This window comes from Ornithinimicrobium carbonis, assembly GCF_977012275.1.
Window position 1 is genome coordinate 3,111,098 of the sequence record NZ_OZ348993.1, and the last position, 16,845, is coordinate 3,127,942.

At 74.7% G+C, this 16,845-nt stretch carries 16 protein-coding genes; 4 read left to right on the plus strand and 12 right to left on the minus strand.

Features of this window, described 5'->3' with window-relative positions; translation table 11 throughout:
• Positions 1-31: 31 nt before the first annotated feature.
• Genes ACWHYA_RS14285 through ACWHYA_RS14295 form a run of 3 tightly spaced genes read right to left on the minus strand, consistent with a single transcriptional unit; the run spans position 32 to position 4,483 of the window.
• Positions 32-1,180, minus strand: a complete 1,149-nt coding sequence (locus tag ACWHYA_RS14285; RefSeq protein ID WP_425942725.1) for a glycosyltransferase — start codon at positions 1,178-1,180, stop codon at positions 32-34.
• Complete coding sequence (locus tag ACWHYA_RS14290; protein WP_425942726.1) at positions 1,177-2,658, minus strand: glycosyltransferase; 1,482 nt, start codon at positions 2,656-2,658, stop codon at positions 1,177-1,179. The genes ACWHYA_RS14285 and ACWHYA_RS14290 overlap by 4 nt, the downstream gene beginning before the upstream one ends.
• Positions 2,651-4,483 carry an ABC transporter ATP-binding protein gene (locus ACWHYA_RS14295; RefSeq protein ID WP_431473773.1) on the minus strand — a complete coding sequence of 611 codons (1,833 nt, stop codon included), beginning with the start codon at positions 4,481-4,483 and terminating at the stop codon, positions 2,651-2,653. Before ACWHYA_RS14295 ends, ACWHYA_RS14290 begins: the two co-directional genes overlap by 8 nt.
• Before the next feature lie 61 nt (positions 4,484-4,544).
• Here ACWHYA_RS14295 and ACWHYA_RS14300 point away from each other — a divergent pair, with 61 nt between their 5' ends.
• Positions 4,545-5,792 (plus strand): hypothetical protein, encoded by a 1,248-nt coding sequence (locus ACWHYA_RS14300; protein ID WP_425942728.1) that lies wholly within the window; start codon positions 4,545-4,547, stop codon positions 5,790-5,792.
• Here ACWHYA_RS14300 and ACWHYA_RS14305 read toward each other — a convergent pair.
• The 5 genes from ACWHYA_RS14305 to ACWHYA_RS14325 are packed head-to-tail and all read right to left on the minus strand — an operon-like array spanning position 5,749 to position 10,498.
• Entirely contained in the window at positions 5,749-6,396 is a 648-nt protein-coding gene (locus tag ACWHYA_RS14305; protein WP_425942729.1) for a DnaJ family domain-containing protein, read from the minus strand. The genes ACWHYA_RS14300 and ACWHYA_RS14305 overlap by 44 nt on opposite strands.
• Positions 6,397-6,440: 44 nt before the next feature.
• Entirely contained in the window at positions 6,441-7,697 is a 1,257-nt protein-coding gene (locus ACWHYA_RS14310) for a glycosyltransferase (RefSeq protein ID WP_425942730.1), read from the minus strand.
• A complete protein-coding gene (locus ACWHYA_RS14315; protein ID WP_425942731.1) occupies positions 7,694-8,698 on the minus strand; it encodes a Gfo/Idh/MocA family protein in 1,005 nt (334 codons plus the stop codon). The genes ACWHYA_RS14310 and ACWHYA_RS14315 overlap by 4 nt, the downstream gene beginning before the upstream one ends.
• Complete coding sequence (locus tag ACWHYA_RS14320; protein ID WP_425942732.1) at positions 8,698-9,816, minus strand: DegT/DnrJ/EryC1/StrS family aminotransferase; 1,119 nt, start codon at positions 9,814-9,816, stop codon at positions 8,698-8,700. The genes ACWHYA_RS14315 and ACWHYA_RS14320 overlap by 1 nt, the downstream gene beginning before the upstream one ends.
• Positions 9,809-10,498: an acyltransferase gene (locus ACWHYA_RS14325; protein WP_425942733.1), complete on the minus strand. Its 690-nt coding sequence runs from the start codon at positions 10,496-10,498 to the stop codon at positions 9,809-9,811. The genes ACWHYA_RS14320 and ACWHYA_RS14325 overlap by 8 nt, the downstream gene beginning before the upstream one ends.
• A 62-nt stretch (positions 10,499-10,560) precedes the next feature.
• Here ACWHYA_RS14325 and ACWHYA_RS14330 point away from each other — a divergent pair, with 62 nt between their 5' ends.
• Entirely contained in the window at positions 10,561-11,244 is a 684-nt protein-coding gene (locus ACWHYA_RS14330) for a glycosyltransferase family 2 protein (RefSeq protein ID WP_425942734.1), read from the plus strand.
• Positions 11,245-11,253: 9 nt separating this feature from the next.
• Positions 11,254-11,733 (plus strand): DUF2304 domain-containing protein, encoded by a 480-nt coding sequence (locus tag ACWHYA_RS14335; RefSeq protein WP_425942735.1) that lies wholly within the window; start codon positions 11,254-11,256, stop codon positions 11,731-11,733.
• On the opposite strand, the gene ACWHYA_RS14340 is transcribed toward ACWHYA_RS14335, so the two are convergent.
• Positions 11,656-12,429 carry an inositol monophosphatase family protein gene (locus ACWHYA_RS14340; protein WP_425942853.1) on the minus strand — a complete coding sequence of 258 codons (774 nt, stop codon included), beginning with the start codon at positions 12,427-12,429 and terminating at the stop codon, positions 11,656-11,658. The genes ACWHYA_RS14335 and ACWHYA_RS14340 overlap by 78 nt on opposite strands.
• A gap of 103 nt (positions 12,430-12,532) precedes the next feature.
• On the opposite strand from ACWHYA_RS14340, the gene ACWHYA_RS14345 reads away from it, so the two are divergent.
• Positions 12,533-14,143: a Na+/H+ antiporter NhaC family protein gene (locus ACWHYA_RS14345; protein WP_425942736.1), complete on the plus strand. Its 1,611-nt coding sequence runs from the start codon at positions 12,533-12,535 to the stop codon at positions 14,141-14,143.
• Between the two features lie 19 nt (positions 14,144-14,162).
• On the opposite strand, the gene ACWHYA_RS14350 is transcribed toward ACWHYA_RS14345, so the two are convergent.
• From ACWHYA_RS14350 to ACWHYA_RS14360, 3 genes are all read right to left on the minus strand, one after another.
• Positions 14,163-14,591: an OsmC family protein gene (locus ACWHYA_RS14350; RefSeq protein WP_425942737.1), complete on the minus strand. Its 429-nt coding sequence runs from the start codon at positions 14,589-14,591 to the stop codon at positions 14,163-14,165.
• A gap of 90 nt (positions 14,592-14,681) precedes the next feature.
• Positions 14,682-15,860 (minus strand): phosphatase domain-containing protein, encoded by a 1,179-nt coding sequence (locus ACWHYA_RS14355; protein WP_425942738.1) that lies wholly within the window; start codon positions 15,858-15,860, stop codon positions 14,682-14,684.
• Between the two features lie 31 nt (positions 15,861-15,891).
• Positions 15,892-16,845, minus strand: a complete 954-nt coding sequence (locus ACWHYA_RS14360; RefSeq protein WP_425942739.1) for a diacylglycerol/lipid kinase family protein — start codon at positions 16,843-16,845, stop codon at positions 15,892-15,894.

Here is a 16,845-nt window from a genome sequence, read left to right on the forward strand (position 1 = left end):
CTCTGCCGTCGCGGTCCCTGCCGTGCGGGCCTCAGCCGTTGACCCGCGCCGCGAGCGTGTCGACCGCGCGGATCCATCCGCGCACCTGCTCCTCGGCGGAGAGCTCCCGTGCGGCGGCGTGCGCCGCGGCCTTGAACGCACCGACCTGCTCGTCGGTGAGGGCGTCCAGCGCCCGCGCCAGCGACGACCCCTCGAAGTCCTCCAGCACCACCCCCAGGTGGTGGGAACGGACCAGGTCGGCCATCTCCGGGCTGGGTCCCACGACGATCCCGAGCCGGGCCTGGACGAAGTCGAAGAACTTGTTCGGCAGGGTGAACCGGTAGTTGAAGTTGACCGGCGGCAGGACGAAGACCCCCAGGTCGGCGCCGGCGAGGGCCTCCCCCAGCGCGTCCGGCGGCACCGGGTCGTGGAAGCGGACCTGCGGCAGGTCGCGGGCCGCCTCGCGCAGCTCGGCCAGGTAGGCCGGGTCGTTGGGCATCAGGTAGAGGTCAAGGCTGACCTCCCGGCGGGTGGCGCGCACGGCGTCGAGCATGACGTGCAGGCTCCGCCCGCGCCGGGCCAGGCCCGAGTGGACCAGCCGCAGGGGCGAGCCGACGGGCGTGGGTGCCCGGTCGGCCCACGGGGCGGCGTTGGGGACGACACCGGCGACGAGCCCGAACTCGCGGCGGTACTCCCGGGCCAGCCACCGGCCTACCGTGCTGACCGAGTCGGCCTCGTGGCCGTAGGTGCGCAGGAGCCACCGGTAGTAGGGCGCCACGAACAACCGCCAGCGCCAGGACTCCTCGCTCTGCCGGGAGGCGTACTCGTGCAGGTCCAGGTGCACCCCGCCCGCCGGGGCCAGGTCGAGCGCCAGCGGCAGCGTGTCGGCGTCGTTGGCGAGGACGACCTCGAACCGCCCGCGCCGGCCGGCGAGGAGCTCCTCGGCCGCCCGCACGACGGGAGCGGTGCGGTAGGCGGTCTCGTACCGCCGCGCCGCCAGCAGCCGGCGGTCCTTGTGCCAGGCGACCACGTCGTCGGGCAGGCGCAGGTGCTCCACCACCCCGTCCGGAGCCTCGCCGTGACCGAGGGTGGTGACGGCGTAGCGCTCCGAGAAGAGCCGCACCTGGCGCAGCACCCGGGCGTCGGAGCGCAGCGGGCTGAACGCCAGCACGAGCAGGCGCGGCCGCGGGTCGGGTCTCATCCGCCGGACCGGGCGCTCAGCACGCGGGCGTAGAGGGCGATCATCCGCTCGGCCTCGTGCTCCCAGGTGAGCTCGCGGGCTGCCGTGACCGCCGCGCGGCGGTAGTGGCCGGGGTCGGCCAGCACCGCGCGGATCGCGGCGGCGAGGTCGGCCGGGGTGCGGGCGTCGAAGACCTCGCCGACGCCGTGGCGCCGCACGACCTCGGCGGTGTCCGGCAGGTCGGCGGCGACGATGGGCAGCCCCGCGTGGATCGACTCGAACAGCTTGTTGGGCAGGGAGTAGAGGTAGCTCAGGCAGATCGGACGGACGTAGACGACCGCGACGTCGGCGTCGGCGAGCGTCTGCGGCACCTGCGCCGAGGGCACCGAGCCGACCAGGTGCATCCGGTGGGCGACACCAGCGGCGCGAGCCTGCCGCAGCAGGCGGGTGACGTACTGCGGCGCCCCGTAGCCCAGCAGCACGAGGTGGACGTCCTCCTCGAGCAGGGCGAGGGCCTCGACGGTCTCCTCCAGGCCGCGGCCGGTCGTGATGCTGCCGGTGTAGGAGACCACGCGGTCCGCCGGCCCCAGCCCGGCCAGCTCGCGCAGCCGCCCCTCCTCCGGCGAGGGGGTGGGCCGGGCGGTGGGGACGTTGCGCACCAGGGTGGGGGTGTCGGCCAGCCGGTAGTGCCGCTGCAGCCACGCGGCGATCGAGGGCGAGACGGTGATGACACCGGCGGCGAGGCGGGCACCCACGGTCTCGACCACGGCGTCGACCGCAGGGGCCAGCCAGCGGTCCTGCCGGGTGTTGCGGCGGCGCCACAGCTCGTGGGAGTCGTAGACGACCAGCCCCGGGGTGCCCACCGTCGTGAGCAGGGCCGGGACGAGCGTGTTCGCGTCGTTGGCGTGGACGACGTCGGGACGCAGCTCCCGGCTGGCCCGCACGACGCCGTACCACCAGTGCCCGAGCCGGACGGTCTGGTAGAAGCGCATCCACAGGTCGCCGGCGACGGCCCGCACGGGCGAGGACGACGTTGCGGTGGCGGGGTCGAGGGGTGGGGAGACTGCGGGTGGGGGGTCGGGGACCGGGGGTGGCGGCGGTGCCTCGCCGGGGGTGGAGGGTCCCACGGCCGCGGCAGGCTGCACGGCGGCGACGGAGGGTGGCGGCGCGGCTGCGGACCGGGGGCTTCCGTCGGGGTTGCGGCCCCGCAGCCGGCGCCACGCCCGCGTGGTGCGCGGCAGCAGCCGGGTCAGGTCCAGGTCGTGGACGCGGTGGACCGGCACGCCGTCCCCGACGGTGCCCCGTCCCGGCAGGTGGCCCACGACCTCCCGCGAGATGGCCACGACGACGGCCTCGGCACCGGCGGCCCGCAGGGTGGCCGCGGTCTTCTGCACGCGGGAGTCGGTGCTGGCGTCGTTGTAGACCAGGCTGACCACCCTGGCCGGACGCCCGTCGACCAGCGGCAGCCGGGACGTCGAGGGGCCCGGCCGTTCAGCCATCCGCCCGCCCCTCGAGCAGCGCCTGCCGGGCGGCCGGGTCGCCCAGGCCGGCGAGGGCGGCCTGCACGGCGAAGTCGGGCTCGGCCGCCACCACCTCGTCGAAGGTCCCCCTCGCCACGAGCTCGCCGTCGCGCAGGAAGCACACCTGGTCGCTGTGCTGGATCGTGGCCAGGCGGTGGGCCACGACCACGACGCTGACCTCGCCGGCCAGGTCGCGGATGGCCGTGGTCACCGCGGCCTCGGTGCTGGTGTCCAGCGCCGAGGTGGCCTCGTCCATGACGAGCACGAGCGGGTCGGTGTACAGCGCCCGGGCCACGCCCAGGCGCTGACGCTGACCGCCGGACAGCGCCAGCCCGCGCTCCCCCACAGGACCGTGGATGCCGCCGGGACGCGACTCGATGACGTCCAGCAGCTGGGCCCGGGCCAGGGCCCGGCGCACCCGCTCGTCGTCGATCTCCTCGTCCCGCCAGCTCAGCGCCACGTTGCGGGCCACGGAGGCGTCGAAGAGCGCCACGTCCTGGGGCACGTAGCCCACCCGCCGGCGCCAGTCGTGCAGCACCTCCCCCAGCGGGAGCGTCCCGACCCGGATCTCGCCCTCATCCGGCGGCATCAGGCCCAGCAGGATGTCGACCAGGGTCGACTTGCCCGACCCGGAGGCGCCCACCAGGGCCAGGGTGCGGCCGAACGGCAGCTCCAGGGAGATGTTCCTGACCGCCGGGACGTCCGCGCCGGGGTAGGAGAAGGTCACCCCCTCCAGGACCAGGCTGCGGGCGTCCTCGGGGACCGGCCGGGTCCCCACCGTGCGCCGCTCCTGGACGTGCCGGGACCCCCGCTCGATCTCGGTGAGCACCTGTCGGGCGAACGGGATGTTGGCCCCGGTCTGGGCCATGATCGTCTGGAAGCGGGTGAGGCTGGGCACGATCCGGAAGCCGGCGACGCCGAAGAGGGCGATCGCGGCGAGCGCCCCGGAGGCCCCGCCCTGCAGGTAGCCGATCGCCGCCCCGATGCCCAGTCCCCCGATGAGGGCAGCCTCCAGGACGTAGCGGGGGATCGCCCCGAGGAAGACCTGGTCCGCGCGGGCCGAGGAGGCCTTGGTCCGCACCTCGAGCACCACCTGGGCGACCTCGTCCTGCTTGTCCCGCAGGGTGATCTCCTTGAGCGAGTGGACCATCTCGCTGACCAGGCGCACGGCCCGGGTCGAGGCGTTGCGGTTGTCCTGCCCGGCCTGCACGGCCCTGCGCAGCACCACCGTGTAGAGCAGGTAGCCGACCACGAAGAAGTAGACGATCGTGGCCCCGGCCAGCAGCGGCTCGAACGCCACGAGGACGACGAGCACGGCCAGGAAGGTGAACAGCTCGCCCGAGAGCTGGCAGAACGGGATGAGCACCCCCGATATCGTCGAGGCGACGCCGACGTCGGTGGAACGCACCAGGTCGGTGGAGTTGCGCTGCAGCCGCTCGGTCCACGGTGCGGCGAAGGTCGACTCCAGCAGCCGGGCCCCGAGGTCCTGCTCGAACCGGGCGAACCGCCGGGTGGCCCACCACTGCAGGGCGACCGCGAGGACCGACTTGGCGATGATGAGTGAGCCGACCATGATGAGGATGGTCCGGAACTGCTCGGGGGTGGAGATCTCCAGCCCGATCACCGGGACGGTCAGCGTCGCACCGGTGAGCATGGGGGCCAGCACCAGGGCCAGCAGGCCGATCGCGGCCACGTCCAGGGTCGCCAGCAGCGACTGCAGGGCGGCGAAGGTGATGATGAACCGACGGGTCCCGGCCGGCAGGACGAGGAGCAGGTCGCGCACGGTGCGCCACAGGGCAAGCACGGTGGCTCCTTCCCGGTCCGGTGGCAGGTCGCCCCAGCGTAGTTGACCTAGGTTGGGAGCCATGCCTCCGCTCACGGGTGTCCGCAAGGTGGTCTACCAGGCCTACCGGGGCCTGCCCGACCCGGTGCGCTCGCTGCCCGAGACGCTGCTCCGCGCCCGGGCGCAGGCCCAGGTGCGTCGGCAGCCCTGGTTCTCCTCCGCGGGGCCACATCACCGGTGGCTCCTTGGACCCCTCAACACGGCGGGGCAGGCCGAGGCCTGGGCCCGCGCCGCCCGGCAGCACGCCGGCGCCCAGGCCCTCAGCCTCTCCGTCGAGCGGATCGCCGCCGGGGCGGGCGCCTTCGGGTACGCGACCGACGTGCACCTCTCCCGCCAGGTCCAGCTGCGCGGTCTGGAGGCCCACCGGGCGCGCGTGCTGGGCCGGGGCGTCCCCGGGGCGACGGGCGTCCTCGCCGAGAGCGGACGCCCGGTGCTGGGGAACGTCTTCGACGGCACCGTCCTGGACGACCTGCCCGACCTGCAGGCCGCCGGGATCTGGACCGCGCTGCTCCTCCACGGCTCGGAGCTGCGCGACCTGCACGCGCACGCGGCGGCCTACCCCTCCTCCCCGTTCCGCGGGCCGTGGGACGAACGGTGGGAGCGCCTCCAGCGCGGTGTCGAGCGCACCCGCGACCTGGTCGCCCGCAGCGGGCTGCCGGTCCTGGTGTCCACGCCCGACCTGCTCGACGCGGCACCGGGGGCCCGGCTGCTGCCCGTCGTCGTCGACGTCGACCGCCTCGTGGCGGCGGCCGCGGAGGCGGGGGTGCGGCCGCTGGAGCGCGACCGCCCGGTCGTGCTGCACGCCCCGTCCAACCCCCTGCTGAAGGGCACCGCCGTGATCGAGGAGGTGCTCGGCCACCTGCAGGACGAGGGCCTGGTGGACTACCGCCGGCTCAGCGGCGTGCCGCACGCGCGGATGGCGGCCCTGCTCGCGGACGCCGACGTGGTCGTCGACCAGGTCGTGCTGGGCAACCCGGGCGTGCTGGCGGCCGAGGCGCTCGCCGCGGGACGGGTGGTCGTGGCCCACCTCGCCGCCGCGGTGCGCGAGCGGCTGCGGGACGAGGACGGGACAGGAGCCGAGGTGCCCGTGCTCGAGGCCGACGCGGGGACCCTGGCCCAGGTCCTGCGCGAGCTGCTCCGGGACCGTGCGCACGCGCAGGACCTGGCCGGTCGGGGCCCGGCCTGGGCGCGGCGGCACCACGACGGGCGCCGGGCGGCGCAGGTGCTCAGCGACGTGCTCGGCGCCACCAGCGACGACGGGCCCGGCTGAGATCGTCCGGCGGCTCCGGCACCGGGTACGAGGAGGTCGTCGAAGCACTCGGGACCGTGGGAGCCGTGGGAGCCGTGGACGCCTGCTGCGCGACCAGCTCGCGCCAGCGCCCGACCACCGCCTCGACGTCGACCCGACCCACGACGGGCGGCGGGTGCGGCCCCACGTGCGGGCGGCGACGGTCGGCCAGGACCCGCTCGTTGAAGTCCTCGAGCCGGGCCCGGACCGCCGTCTCGTCGGGCAGCCCCAGCAACGACTCCGGAAAGGTGGCCTTCTCGCGACGCAGCTGCAGAACACCCGGCAGGGCCGCGGACAGGTCGAGCTTCTCCCGCTCGACGAGGCTGCGCACCCACCAGTCGGGGTCGGTGCGCACGTCCACGTCCGGCAGCCGGCGGCCCGCCCCCGGAAGGTCGTCGAAGGCCCCCTGCCGCTGCGCCTGCTGGATCTGCTGGTCCACCCAGCCGGACACCGCGCGGGCGGTGTCCCCCGGGGGTGGCCGCCGCCGGACGCCCTGGTCGGCCAGCTGGTCCTCGGCCCTTGGGGCGCCCGGCCGCTCTCCGGCCCTCCCCCACGGTGCTCCGTCTCCCGCGCCACGCTGCGCCATACCGACCTCCTTCCCCGTCACGGTACCGACCGCCGCGCCTCGGGTCAGCCCCCGGCGGGCAGCACGACCTCGGCGGCCGCCCGCCCCGTCGCGGCGAGGCTGCGGTGCTCGCGCACCCACGCCACCCGCCGGCGCGCCCCCTCCTCCGCGGTCCGCCCGGCGCCGGACCGCTCGTCCCCGTCGTGCAGCACACGGACCATCGCCGCCGCCACCTGCCCGACGTCGTGGTCCACCGACTCCCCCAGGTCGTGTCGGCGCAGGTCCTCCCCCGCCGGGCCCGGGCCGGCGTGCACGACCGTGGTGCCGCAGGCCAGGGCGGCCAGGACCTTGGTCGGGTAGGCGAAGTCGTAGCCGATTCCCGGGCGCACGCTCACCAGGGCCGCGGCGGCGCCGCGCTGCCAGGCGGCGGCCTCCTCCGGCGGCACCAGCGGGCGCAGCTCGACCGCCCCCGGGGGGAGCGCGTCCCGCAGCCGCTCCAGGCGCGGCCAGCTGGAGCCCTGGCCGAGAAACACGAGGCGGGCGGTGGGCACCTCGGCGAGCACGCGCGGCATCGCCTCGGCGAAGACCTCCGCGCCCTGCCACTCCGAGGCGGTCCCGGCATACACCAGGTATGGCGTCCCCGGCGCCTCGGGGTGCACCGGACCCTCGGGGGTGAACACCGCGGTGTCGATCCCGTTGGGCACCACGGTCACCGGGACCTCCAGTCCCGCCAGCGGACGGACCCGCTCGGCGACGCCCTCGGAGACGGCGACGACGTCCCGGGCGCCGCGCAGCGCGAACCTCTCCACCGCCCGCATGAGCGTCACCACCGGGGCCGGCGCGCCCATGGACGCCGTCGCGTCCGACCAGACGTCGGCGGCGTAGTAGACGTAGGGGGTCCGGCCGCCGCGCAGGCCCCGGAGCGCGAGCACGACGCGCACGACCGCGCCCGTCGTCGGGGGCGGTTCGACCACGACGACGTCGGGACGGCCGGCGGCGAGGAGCCGCAGGGCCAGCGGCAGGTCGAAGGAGAGGTAGGGCAGGTAGCCGCGCACGTACCCGGACGCGTCGCGCAGGGCGGGCCAGCGCCGCACCCGCACCCCGGGCGGAAGGCCGTCGCCGGTGGCGTCGCGGTCGTCGCCGTCGTCGGGCTCCCCGTCCCTGCCCCCGGACCGCAGTGCGGGCGGCGGCTCGGTCGTCAGCACCTGCACGTCCGCCCGCTGCGCCACGGCCGAGACGAGCGCCCGCAGCCGGAAGGTGGCGGCGGCCGCCTCGGGGACGAAGATCCGGGAGGCCAGCAGCACCCGCGGACGACGGGTCACAGGTGGACGGTCTCCCCGGTGGCGGCGGAGGCGAGGATGGCCTCGACGACCTGCAGGGTGTGCACGCCCTGGGCCATCGAGACGGCCTCGGAGGGGCGGCCCCAGAGGGCGTCGCGGAAGTTCTCCTGCTCCACCCGCAGCGGCTCGCGCCGGGCGATGGCGTAGCGCACCGAGTCGCCCTCGGACACGCCCCGGAACGCGGTCGAGCGGGCCCACTCGCTGCGCACGTCCCCGTTGGCCACGAACGTGAGGTCCCCGGAGAGGGTGTTGGCGATGAACGCCCCCTTGGTCCCGGTGGCCACCGTCTGGCGGATCTTCATCGGCGAGAGCCAGTTCACCGTGTGCGAGACGATCACCCCGTTGGCCAGCCGGCCGGTGGCCACGACCATGTCCTCGTGCTCACGCCCCGAGCGGTGGGTCACCTGCCCCGAGACCACCGCGTAGGGCGAGCGGGCGATCCAGGCGGTCAGGTCGATGTCGTGCGTGGCCAGGTCCTTGACCACCCCCACGTCGGCGATCCGCGCCGGGAAGGGCCCCTGCCGCGAGGTCGTGATCTGGAACACCTCCCCCAGCTCACCGGCCTCGATCCGCCGCCGCATCTGCAGCAGCGCCGGGTTGCACCGCTCCACGTAGCCCACCGCACCCACCAGCCCGGCCGCCTCGAACGCCTCCGCGACCCGCCGCCCCGACTCCGCCGACGCCGCGATCGGCTTCTCCACCATCGTGTGCACCCCGGCCTCGCACAGCGCCAGCGCGACCTCCTCGTGCAGGTAGGTCGGCACCGCCACCATCGCCGCGTCGATCCCCGCAGCGATCAGCGCCTCCACGTCGGCCAGCACCTCCAGCGGCCCGGCCACCCCGTGCCTGTCCCCCTGCGGGTCGGCCACCGCGACCAGGTCCATCCCCTCCACCTCACGGATCACCCGCGCGTGGTGCCGGCCCATCGACCCCAGCCCGATCAGCCCCATCCGGACCGTGCGACCCTCCTGCACGGCGGCCATCACGAACCCGCCCCCACGACAGCGTGCACCGCCGCGGCGATCCGCTCCAGGTCACCGGTCGACAACGACGGGTGCACCGGCAAGGAGATGACCTCCGCCGCCGCCCGCGCCGTGACCGGCAGCTCCCACGGCGGCGCGAACCGCGACAAGGAGACCAGCTCGTGGTTCGGCGTGGGGTAGTACACCCCGCACCCCACCCGGTGCTCCTCCCGCAGCGCCTGCACCACCCGGTCCCGCTCCGGCCCCGTGGCACCGGCGATGCGCACCGTGTACTGGTGGTACACGTGCGTGCACCCCTCGCGCACCGGCGGCACCACCACCACCCCCGACAATGCCTGGTCCAGCCAGGCCGCGTTCGCCTGCCGCTGCGCCGTCCACCCCGCCACCTTCGTCAGCTGCACCCGCCCGATCGCCGCGTGGATGTCGGTCATCCGGTTGTTCAGCCCCACCACCTCGTTGGCGTACTGCTTCTCCATCCCCTGGTTGCGCAGCAGCCGCACCCCCCGGGCGATCTCCTCGTCCGCGCAGGAGACCATCCCGCCCTCCCCGGAGGTCATGTTCTTCGTCGGGTACAACGAGAACATCCCGAACACCCCGAAGGACCCCACCGGCGAACCGTGGTAGGTCGCCCCGTGCGCCTGCGCGGCGTCCTCGAACAGCTGCAGCCCGTGCTCGGCCGCCACCTGTGCCAGGCCGTCCATCTCCGCCGGGTGCCCGTACAGGTGCACCGGCATCACCGCCGCCGTCGCCTCGCTGACCGCGTCCGCGACGCTGGCCGGGTCCAGGTTGAACGTGTCCGCACTGATGTCGGCGAACACCGGCCTGGCCCCCGTCAGCGCGACCGCGTTGGCCGTCGCGGCGAACGTGAACGAGGGCACGATCACCTCGTCCCCGGCCCCGATCCCCGCCGCCAGCAGCCCCAGGTGCAACCCTGAGGTCCCCGAGTTCACCGCCACGCAGGTGCGCCCACCCACCAGCACGTCCGCGAACTCGGCCTCGAACGCGGCCACCTCCGGCCCCTGTGCCACCATCCCCGAGCGCATCACCCGGTCCACCGCAGCCCGCTCCTCCTCACCGATCAACGGCTTCGCCGCAGGGATCATGGGCAGGTCAGACATCGTCGTTCTCCTCGGTGGGGGACGGGGTGCTCGGGGTGGACGGGGGCGCGGCCGGGGCCGCCCGGGGACCGGAGTCGGGCTCGGCAGCCGCCTCGCGGACGAGCCGTCCGTCCTGCTCGCGGTAGGTGTCGTCGGTGGCGGGGCAGCGCCACAGGCCGGGCGTGCCGCTCTCCTGCAGGGGGTGGCCGGCGGTGCCCACCCAGCCGACCTGCCGGGCCGGGACGCCCACGACGAGCGCGTGCGCGGGGACGTCGCGGGTCACCACCGCACCGGCCGCCACGGTGGCCCACTCCCCGACGGTCACCGGGGCCACGCACACGGCGCGGGCCCCGATCGAGGCACCGCGCCCGATCGTCACGCCCACCGCCTCCCAGTCGTCCGCGCTCTTGAGCGAACCGTCCGGGTTGATGGCCCGGGGGAAGGTGTCGTTGGTCAGCACCGCCGCCGGCCCCACGAAGACGCCCTCGGCCAGCTCGGCCGGCTCGTAGACGAGGGCGTAGTTCTGCACCTTGCAGTGGTCCCCCAGGCGCACCCCCGTCCCGACGTAGGCGCCCCGACCGATCACGCAGCCCCGGCCCAGGACCGCGCCCTCGCGCACCTGCGCGAGGTGCCAGACCGAGCTGCCGTCGCCGATCGTCGCCTCGGGCGAGACGTCGGCGCTGTCCACGATGCGCGTCCCCACTGCTCTCCTTGCCACTGGACGTCCTCGGGCGTCCCGCACCGGCGTGCGGGACAATGACGGGTATGACCCTATCGCCCCGGCACGAGGACGCCTGGCTGGTGATCCCCCTGTTCAACGAGGCGAGCGTCGTCGGGCAGGTCGTCAGCGAGGCCCGAGAGGTCTTTCCGCACGTCGTCTGCGTGGACGACGCCTCCGGCGACGCCTCGGCGGAGCGGGCCCGCGAGGCGGGGGCGGTCGTGGTCCGCCACCCGGTCAACCTGGGGCAGGGCGCGGCCCTGCAGACGGGGATGCGGTACGTGCTCGAGGCGACGGACGCGGCATACCTCGTCACCTTCGACGCCGACGGCCAGCACCGGGTGGAGGACGCCGCCGACATGGTCGGGCGCGCCAAGGAGGAGGACCTGGGGATCGTCTTCGGCTCCCGCTTCCTCGACGGCCGCACCCGGCCCGGGCTGCTGAAGAAGCTCGTCCTCAAGGGGGCGGTGTGGCTGACCAACCAGCAGACCGGGATGCGGCTGACGGACGCGCACAACGGGCTGCGGGTGCTGCGCCGGGACGCCGCGACCGCCCTGGACCTGCGGCAGAACCGGATGGCCCACGCGACCGAGATCGTCCTGCAGCTGGGCCGGACCGGGCTGCCGTGGGCCGAGCACCCGGTGCACGTGCTCTACACCGACTACAGCCGCCGCAAGGGCCAGTCGCTGATCAACTCGGTGAACATCCTCGTCGACACCCTGCTGAAGTGAGGTCGCCCCGTGCTTGACCAACCGTTGGACCAGCCGCTCATCAAGGCGGTCCTGCTCGTGGCCGTCGTCGTGATCACCCTCATGCTCAACGCCTCGACCGCCGACTCACGCCACCAGGCGGTGCGCCGGCTCCTGCTCGTCGGCTTCGTCCTGCTGGCCGCGGCCGCGGTGCTCTTCCCGCGGCTGCTCACCCAGGTCGCCCAGTTCCTCGGCGTGGGCCGGGGCGCCGACCTGCTGCTCTACGGGCTGACCGTGGTCTTCCTGGGCTACGTGGCCTCCTCCTACCGGCGGATGCGGCAGATGGAGCAGCAGGTCACCACGCTCGCCCGCGAGCTGGCGCTGCGGGCCGCGGTGCACGACACCACCCGGCACGTGCCGGGGGCCCGTCGCGGGACGGACCCGGCCCCGGGCTCAGAGGGAGGCGACCAGTCCGGCAGCCACCTGCGGGGTGGCGGCGGCGACGAGCCCGCGGGGCCGCCCGGCCGGTGAGTAGCGCTCCCCGTCGGTGGTGAGCACCGCGCCGCCGACCTCCTCGAGCATCAGCGAGCCCGGCACGTGGTCCCAGGGCATCGTGCCCCGGTAGACCAGCGCGTCGCAGTCGCCCTCGGCCAGGTGCGGGTAGTCGATCCCGCAGCTGATCCAGGTCAGCTCCAGCGGGCCGGACGGCCCCACGTGCGTGCCCACGAGCCGGGGCGAGGAGGCGCGCACCCGCCAGGCCGCCGGCTCCGTCGCGGGGGCGGCACGCTGCACGCGGCGGCCGTCGCACCACAGTCCCTGGCCGCGCTCGGCGACGTAGGCCCGGCGGTGCTGGGGCTGCCAGATCCAGGCGCGCACCGCGGTGCCGGAGCGGACCTCGGCGACCATGACCGCGTGGTCGGGCGAGCCGTGGACGAAGTTGCGGGTGCCGTCCACCGGGTCGACGGTGAAGGCGTGCCCGGCGGCGCGGAACTGCTCCAGCAGGGTGGCGTCCTCGGCGTAGGCCTCCTCCCCCAGCACCATCGCGTCCGGGTATGCCGCCCGCAGCTCGCGGGCGAGGATCACCTCGGCCTCCCGGTCGGCGACCGTCACCAGGTCACCGGGGTGGGTCTTGCTCGTGACGTCGCCGTCGGCCAGGGCCCGGAAGCGGGGGTCGATCACCTCCGCGGCGACGTCCTGGAGGAGGGTCAGCACGGTCTGGGTGTCCATCGGCACGGGACCACCCTGCCACGGTCCCGCGCGGACCCTGTCCAGGAAGGTCCCGGGCCGCTACTGTGACCCGCACGCCCCGACGACCTGGAAGGCGCCGGCCATGACCGAGAACCTGCCCGTCCTGACGATCCTGCCGCCCCTGCTGGCGATCGTCCTCGTCATCACCACCAAGAAGGTGCTCCTCAGCCTCGGGGCGGGCGTGCTGGCCAGCGCCCTGCTGGTCGCCGACCTCTCCCCCCTGCCGACCCTGCGCCTGGTGTGGGAGGCCTTCGCCGGGATCTTCTGGGCGGAGGGGGCGGTGAACACCTACTACGTCTACATCCTCGTGTTCACCCTGCTCCTGGGGATGATCGCGGCCCTCATCATGATGGCCGGCGGCAGCACCGCCTTCGCCGACTGGGCGCTGGAGCGGATCGGCACCCGCCGGGGCGCGACCGTCCTGCCGGCGGTCCTGGGCATCGTCATCTTCATCGACGACTACTTCAACGCGCTGGCGGTGGGGCAGGTCGCCCGTCCGGTGACCGACCGGATGCACGTGGCCCGCGCCAAGCTGGCCTACATCATCGACTCCACGTCGGCGCCGGTGGCGGTGCTGGCGCCGTTCTCGAGCTGGGGGGCCAGCATCATCGGGATCATGGCCCCGATCGTGGCCGGCTCGGCGCTGGCGGTCAGCGACGTCGAGGCCTTCCTCGGTGCCGCGGCGATGAACTACTACGCCATCGCCGCCGTCCTGCTCGTGTGGGTCGTCGTGGTCCTGCAGCTGGACCTGGGGCCGATGCGGCGCGAGGAGCGGCGGGCCATCGCCGAGGGGCGCACCTTCGACGCCTCCGAGGAGGTGCCCGGGGAGCTGGCCGAGGACCTGCCGGTGCACGAGCCGGGTGCCAAGAGGGCGCTGGTCATCCCCTTCCTCGTCCTGGTCGCCGGCGTCCTCGGCGGCATCGTGTGGACGGGCTACCGGGCCGGTGGCAGCTGGGCCGTGCTGGACGTGCTGGCCAACACCGCGGTGACCGACGCGCTGCTCTACGGCGGGATCCTGGGGCTGGCCACGGCGCTGTACTACTACCTGCGCTACACCACCTCCAACCCGCGCTTCTCCACGGCGACGCTGGGCAAGGGGCTGTGGGAGGGCGTGAAGTCGATGCTGCCGGCCGTCTACATCCTGCTGCTGGCGTGGATGCTCGGCTCGCTGATCTCCGAGCTGGGCACCGGGGAGTACCTGGGCAACCTCGTCGAGCAGACCGCGCTGCCGCCGTCCTGGCTGATCCCGGTGATGTTCGTCCTGGCCGGGGCCATGGCCTTCTCGACCGGCACCTCCTGGGGCTCGTTCGGGATCCTGCTGCCCATCGCCGGCCAGATCATGAACACGGTCGAGGGCGGGCCCGAGCTGCTGCTGCCGGCCTTCGGCGCCGTGCTCGCCGGCGCGGTGTGGGGCGACCACTGCTCCCCCATCAGCGACACCACGATCCTGTCGAGCACGGGGGCCGGGTGCAACGTCATCACCCACGTCACCACGCAGCTGCCCTACGCGATCGTCGGTGCGCTCGTGGCCCTGCTGGGCTACGTGGTCTTCGCCATCACCCTCAGCACCTGGCTGGGGCTGCTCGCGGTGGCCCTCGGCCTGGTCGTCGTCGCGGTGCTGGCCAAGGTCGTCTCCACGCGCCTGGAGGACGAGATCCCCGAGGCGGACCAGGCCGAGATCGTCAGGGCCTGATCCACCTCCGGGGGCCGCGTCAGGACAGCTGGGCGGTGAGCGTGATGTCGGTGCCGGTCAGGGCCTTGGACACCGGGCACCCGGTCTTGGCGGCCTCGGCGATCTCCTGGAAGTCGGCGTCCTCCAGGCCCTCGACCTGGGCCGTGACCCGCAGGTGGACCCTGGAGATGGCCGGGCCCGTCGGGTCGAAGGTGACCTCGGCGGTGGTCTCGATCCGGGTGGGGGGCGTGCCGTTCTTGTCCAGGGCGTTGGAGAAGGCCATCGAGTAGCAGGACGCGTGGGCGGCGGCGATGAGCTCCTCGGGGTTGGTGGTGCCCCCGTGCTCCTCCGCCCGGGCGCGCCAGCTGACGTCGAAGGTGCCCTGGCCGGAGCTGTCCAGGCTGGTGCTCCCCGACCCCTCCGTGAGGGTGCCGGTCCAGGTGGTCGATGCCGTGCTGGTGAGTGCCATGCGGTGTCCTCCTTCGGCCCCCGGACGGTCCGGGGATGCCGTGCCCCACTGTGCCCCGCACCGAGGCCGGAGTCCACCCGGCCAGGCGGTCTACGCCGTGGTCAGGTCCGCGAGCTCGGCCACGTCGGCGGCGAGGTCGCTCTCCAGGCGCGCCCGCTGCTGCTCCGTCAGGTCGACCGCGGACAGCCCCGTGCGGACGGCCTCGACGACGTCCTGCGCCTGGTCCGCCCGGATGAGCCCCAGCCGCACCGCGTGCGCCGCGGCACCGGCGTAGGTGTCGAAGACGTGCACGCCCCGGTCGGCCCACGACCGGCGGTCGGCCTCGTCAAGGTCGGTGACGTTGTGCAGCAGCGTGCCCACGATGTGTCCCGGGTCGCGCTCGTGCATCTGCGCCCCGACGTCGCCGTCGGCCTGGCCGCTGTCGCCGATGAACACCATGCGGCACTCGGGGAAGAGGAGCCGGTCGCGCTCCATGTTCTGGATCTTGCGCTCGGCGATCGCGGCCTTGGTGTGCAGGTTGAGGAAGGAGCCTCCCAGCACGGTGTGCGGCGGCAGGCCCAGGTGCGAGAGGTGGTCGCGCGTGTACTGCTCGACCAGGCCGCGCGGCCCTCCGGGCCGGGCGGTGACGAAGGTGAGGTCACCCGCCCGGTTGGGCTCCTCGGCGGCCCCGTCGTCCAGCGCGTGCAGCAGGGCCACCACCCCGGGGTAGATCGTCCCGCGCGGGTAGCGGTCGTCGTGGATCGCGCACGTCACCGTGTCGTCGATGTCGCACAGGACCCGCAGGTCCGACGTCGCGTCCACGCCCGCCTGCGCGGCGACGTGCGCCAGCAGCCGCTTGCGCAGGTCCTCCTCGACGTCGTCGAAGACGAGGTGCTCCAGGTCGTGGTGGTCGCCCTGGGCGTTGAGCCGGTACTTCAGGTCGTGGAAGTCGGCGCCCGCGTAGGAGGTGAGGACCTCCACGATCGTCTCCTGGTGCAGCCGGGGCGTGGGGCCGCGGTGCAGCGCAGCGACCAGCTCGGCGACCGTCTGCAGGGACAGCTCGGAACGACGGCGGCCCAGGACGAGCTCGAGCAGCTCGGTGCGGTGGTCCGGCCCCCAGACGTGGTCGTCGATGTCGCCGACCACCTGGTCCAGGTCCAGCGGGGACAGCACCGCGTCCAGCTCCCCCTCCGGCACGTCCCGCAGGATCTGCAGCACCTGGGCCTCGGCGTCGGAACCGGTCCGCCAGCCACCGGTGAGGCTGACGATCTGCAGCGCGCGGGGGTCCATGGGTCCTCGTTCCGTCGTCGGGCGGGTGCGCTCAGCGGGCGACCCGGAGGGCGGCCGGCCGCACGGTGAGCTCGGCGCCCACGATATCGGGCACGACGTCCCCGTCGACCTGGGCCAGCACCGGCTCGGGCGAGACGACCCGCAGCGTGCAGCCGCTGCGGTAGCGCAGCGCCGGGTGGTCGTCCGCGCCGACCCGGCCCAGGCCGGTCGCCGCGATCCGGACCCAGTCCCCGAGATGCCGGGGCGAGACGAGGACCACGTGCAGCCGCCCGTCGTCCAGGTGCGCCCCGGGCACCACGCGTGCGCCGGCCGGGAGCCGGGCCGCGTTGACCGCGAGCAGGCTCCACAGCTCCTCGGCCGCCACCGGCGCGTCGTCCAGGGTGAGCCCCAGCGCGTGGCCGGGCCGGCCCAGCCGCCCCAGACCGGGGGCGAAGTAGGCCAGCCAGCGCAGCCGCTGCTTGTGCGCCGGTCGCACCGCAGCCAGCGTCGCGGCGTCGTGCCCCACCCCCGCCACCACGAGGAAGGGCTCGGTCCGCGCCCGACCGTCGGCGGCGGTGAGCACCGCCCGGCCCAGGTCCGTCGGGCGGGCCGCCGCCTCGACCGCGCGGCGCGCCGCGGCGTCCACGTCGCGCAGGGGCAGCAGGGCGCTGCGGGCGAACAGGTTGGCGGTGCCCACCGGCACGACGCCCAGCTCCACCGGAGCGGTCCCGGGCGCGTCGTCCGCCGGGCCGGTGAGTTCCGCGAGGGCACCGGCCACGTGGCGGACGGTCCCGTCGCCGCCCACGACCACGATCCTGCCCGCCCCCCGTCGCCGGGCCTCCAGCGCCTGCGCCCCCCCTGGGTCGGCCACCGTCGTGGACAGCACCTGCGGCGTGCCGGCCCCCGCTCCGGCGCAGGCCCGGTGCAGCGCGGCCACGGCCCGCCCCGCACCGCGCGAGACCGGGTTGACCACGACCGCCACCCGGCCGTGGCCCGGCGCGGGCAC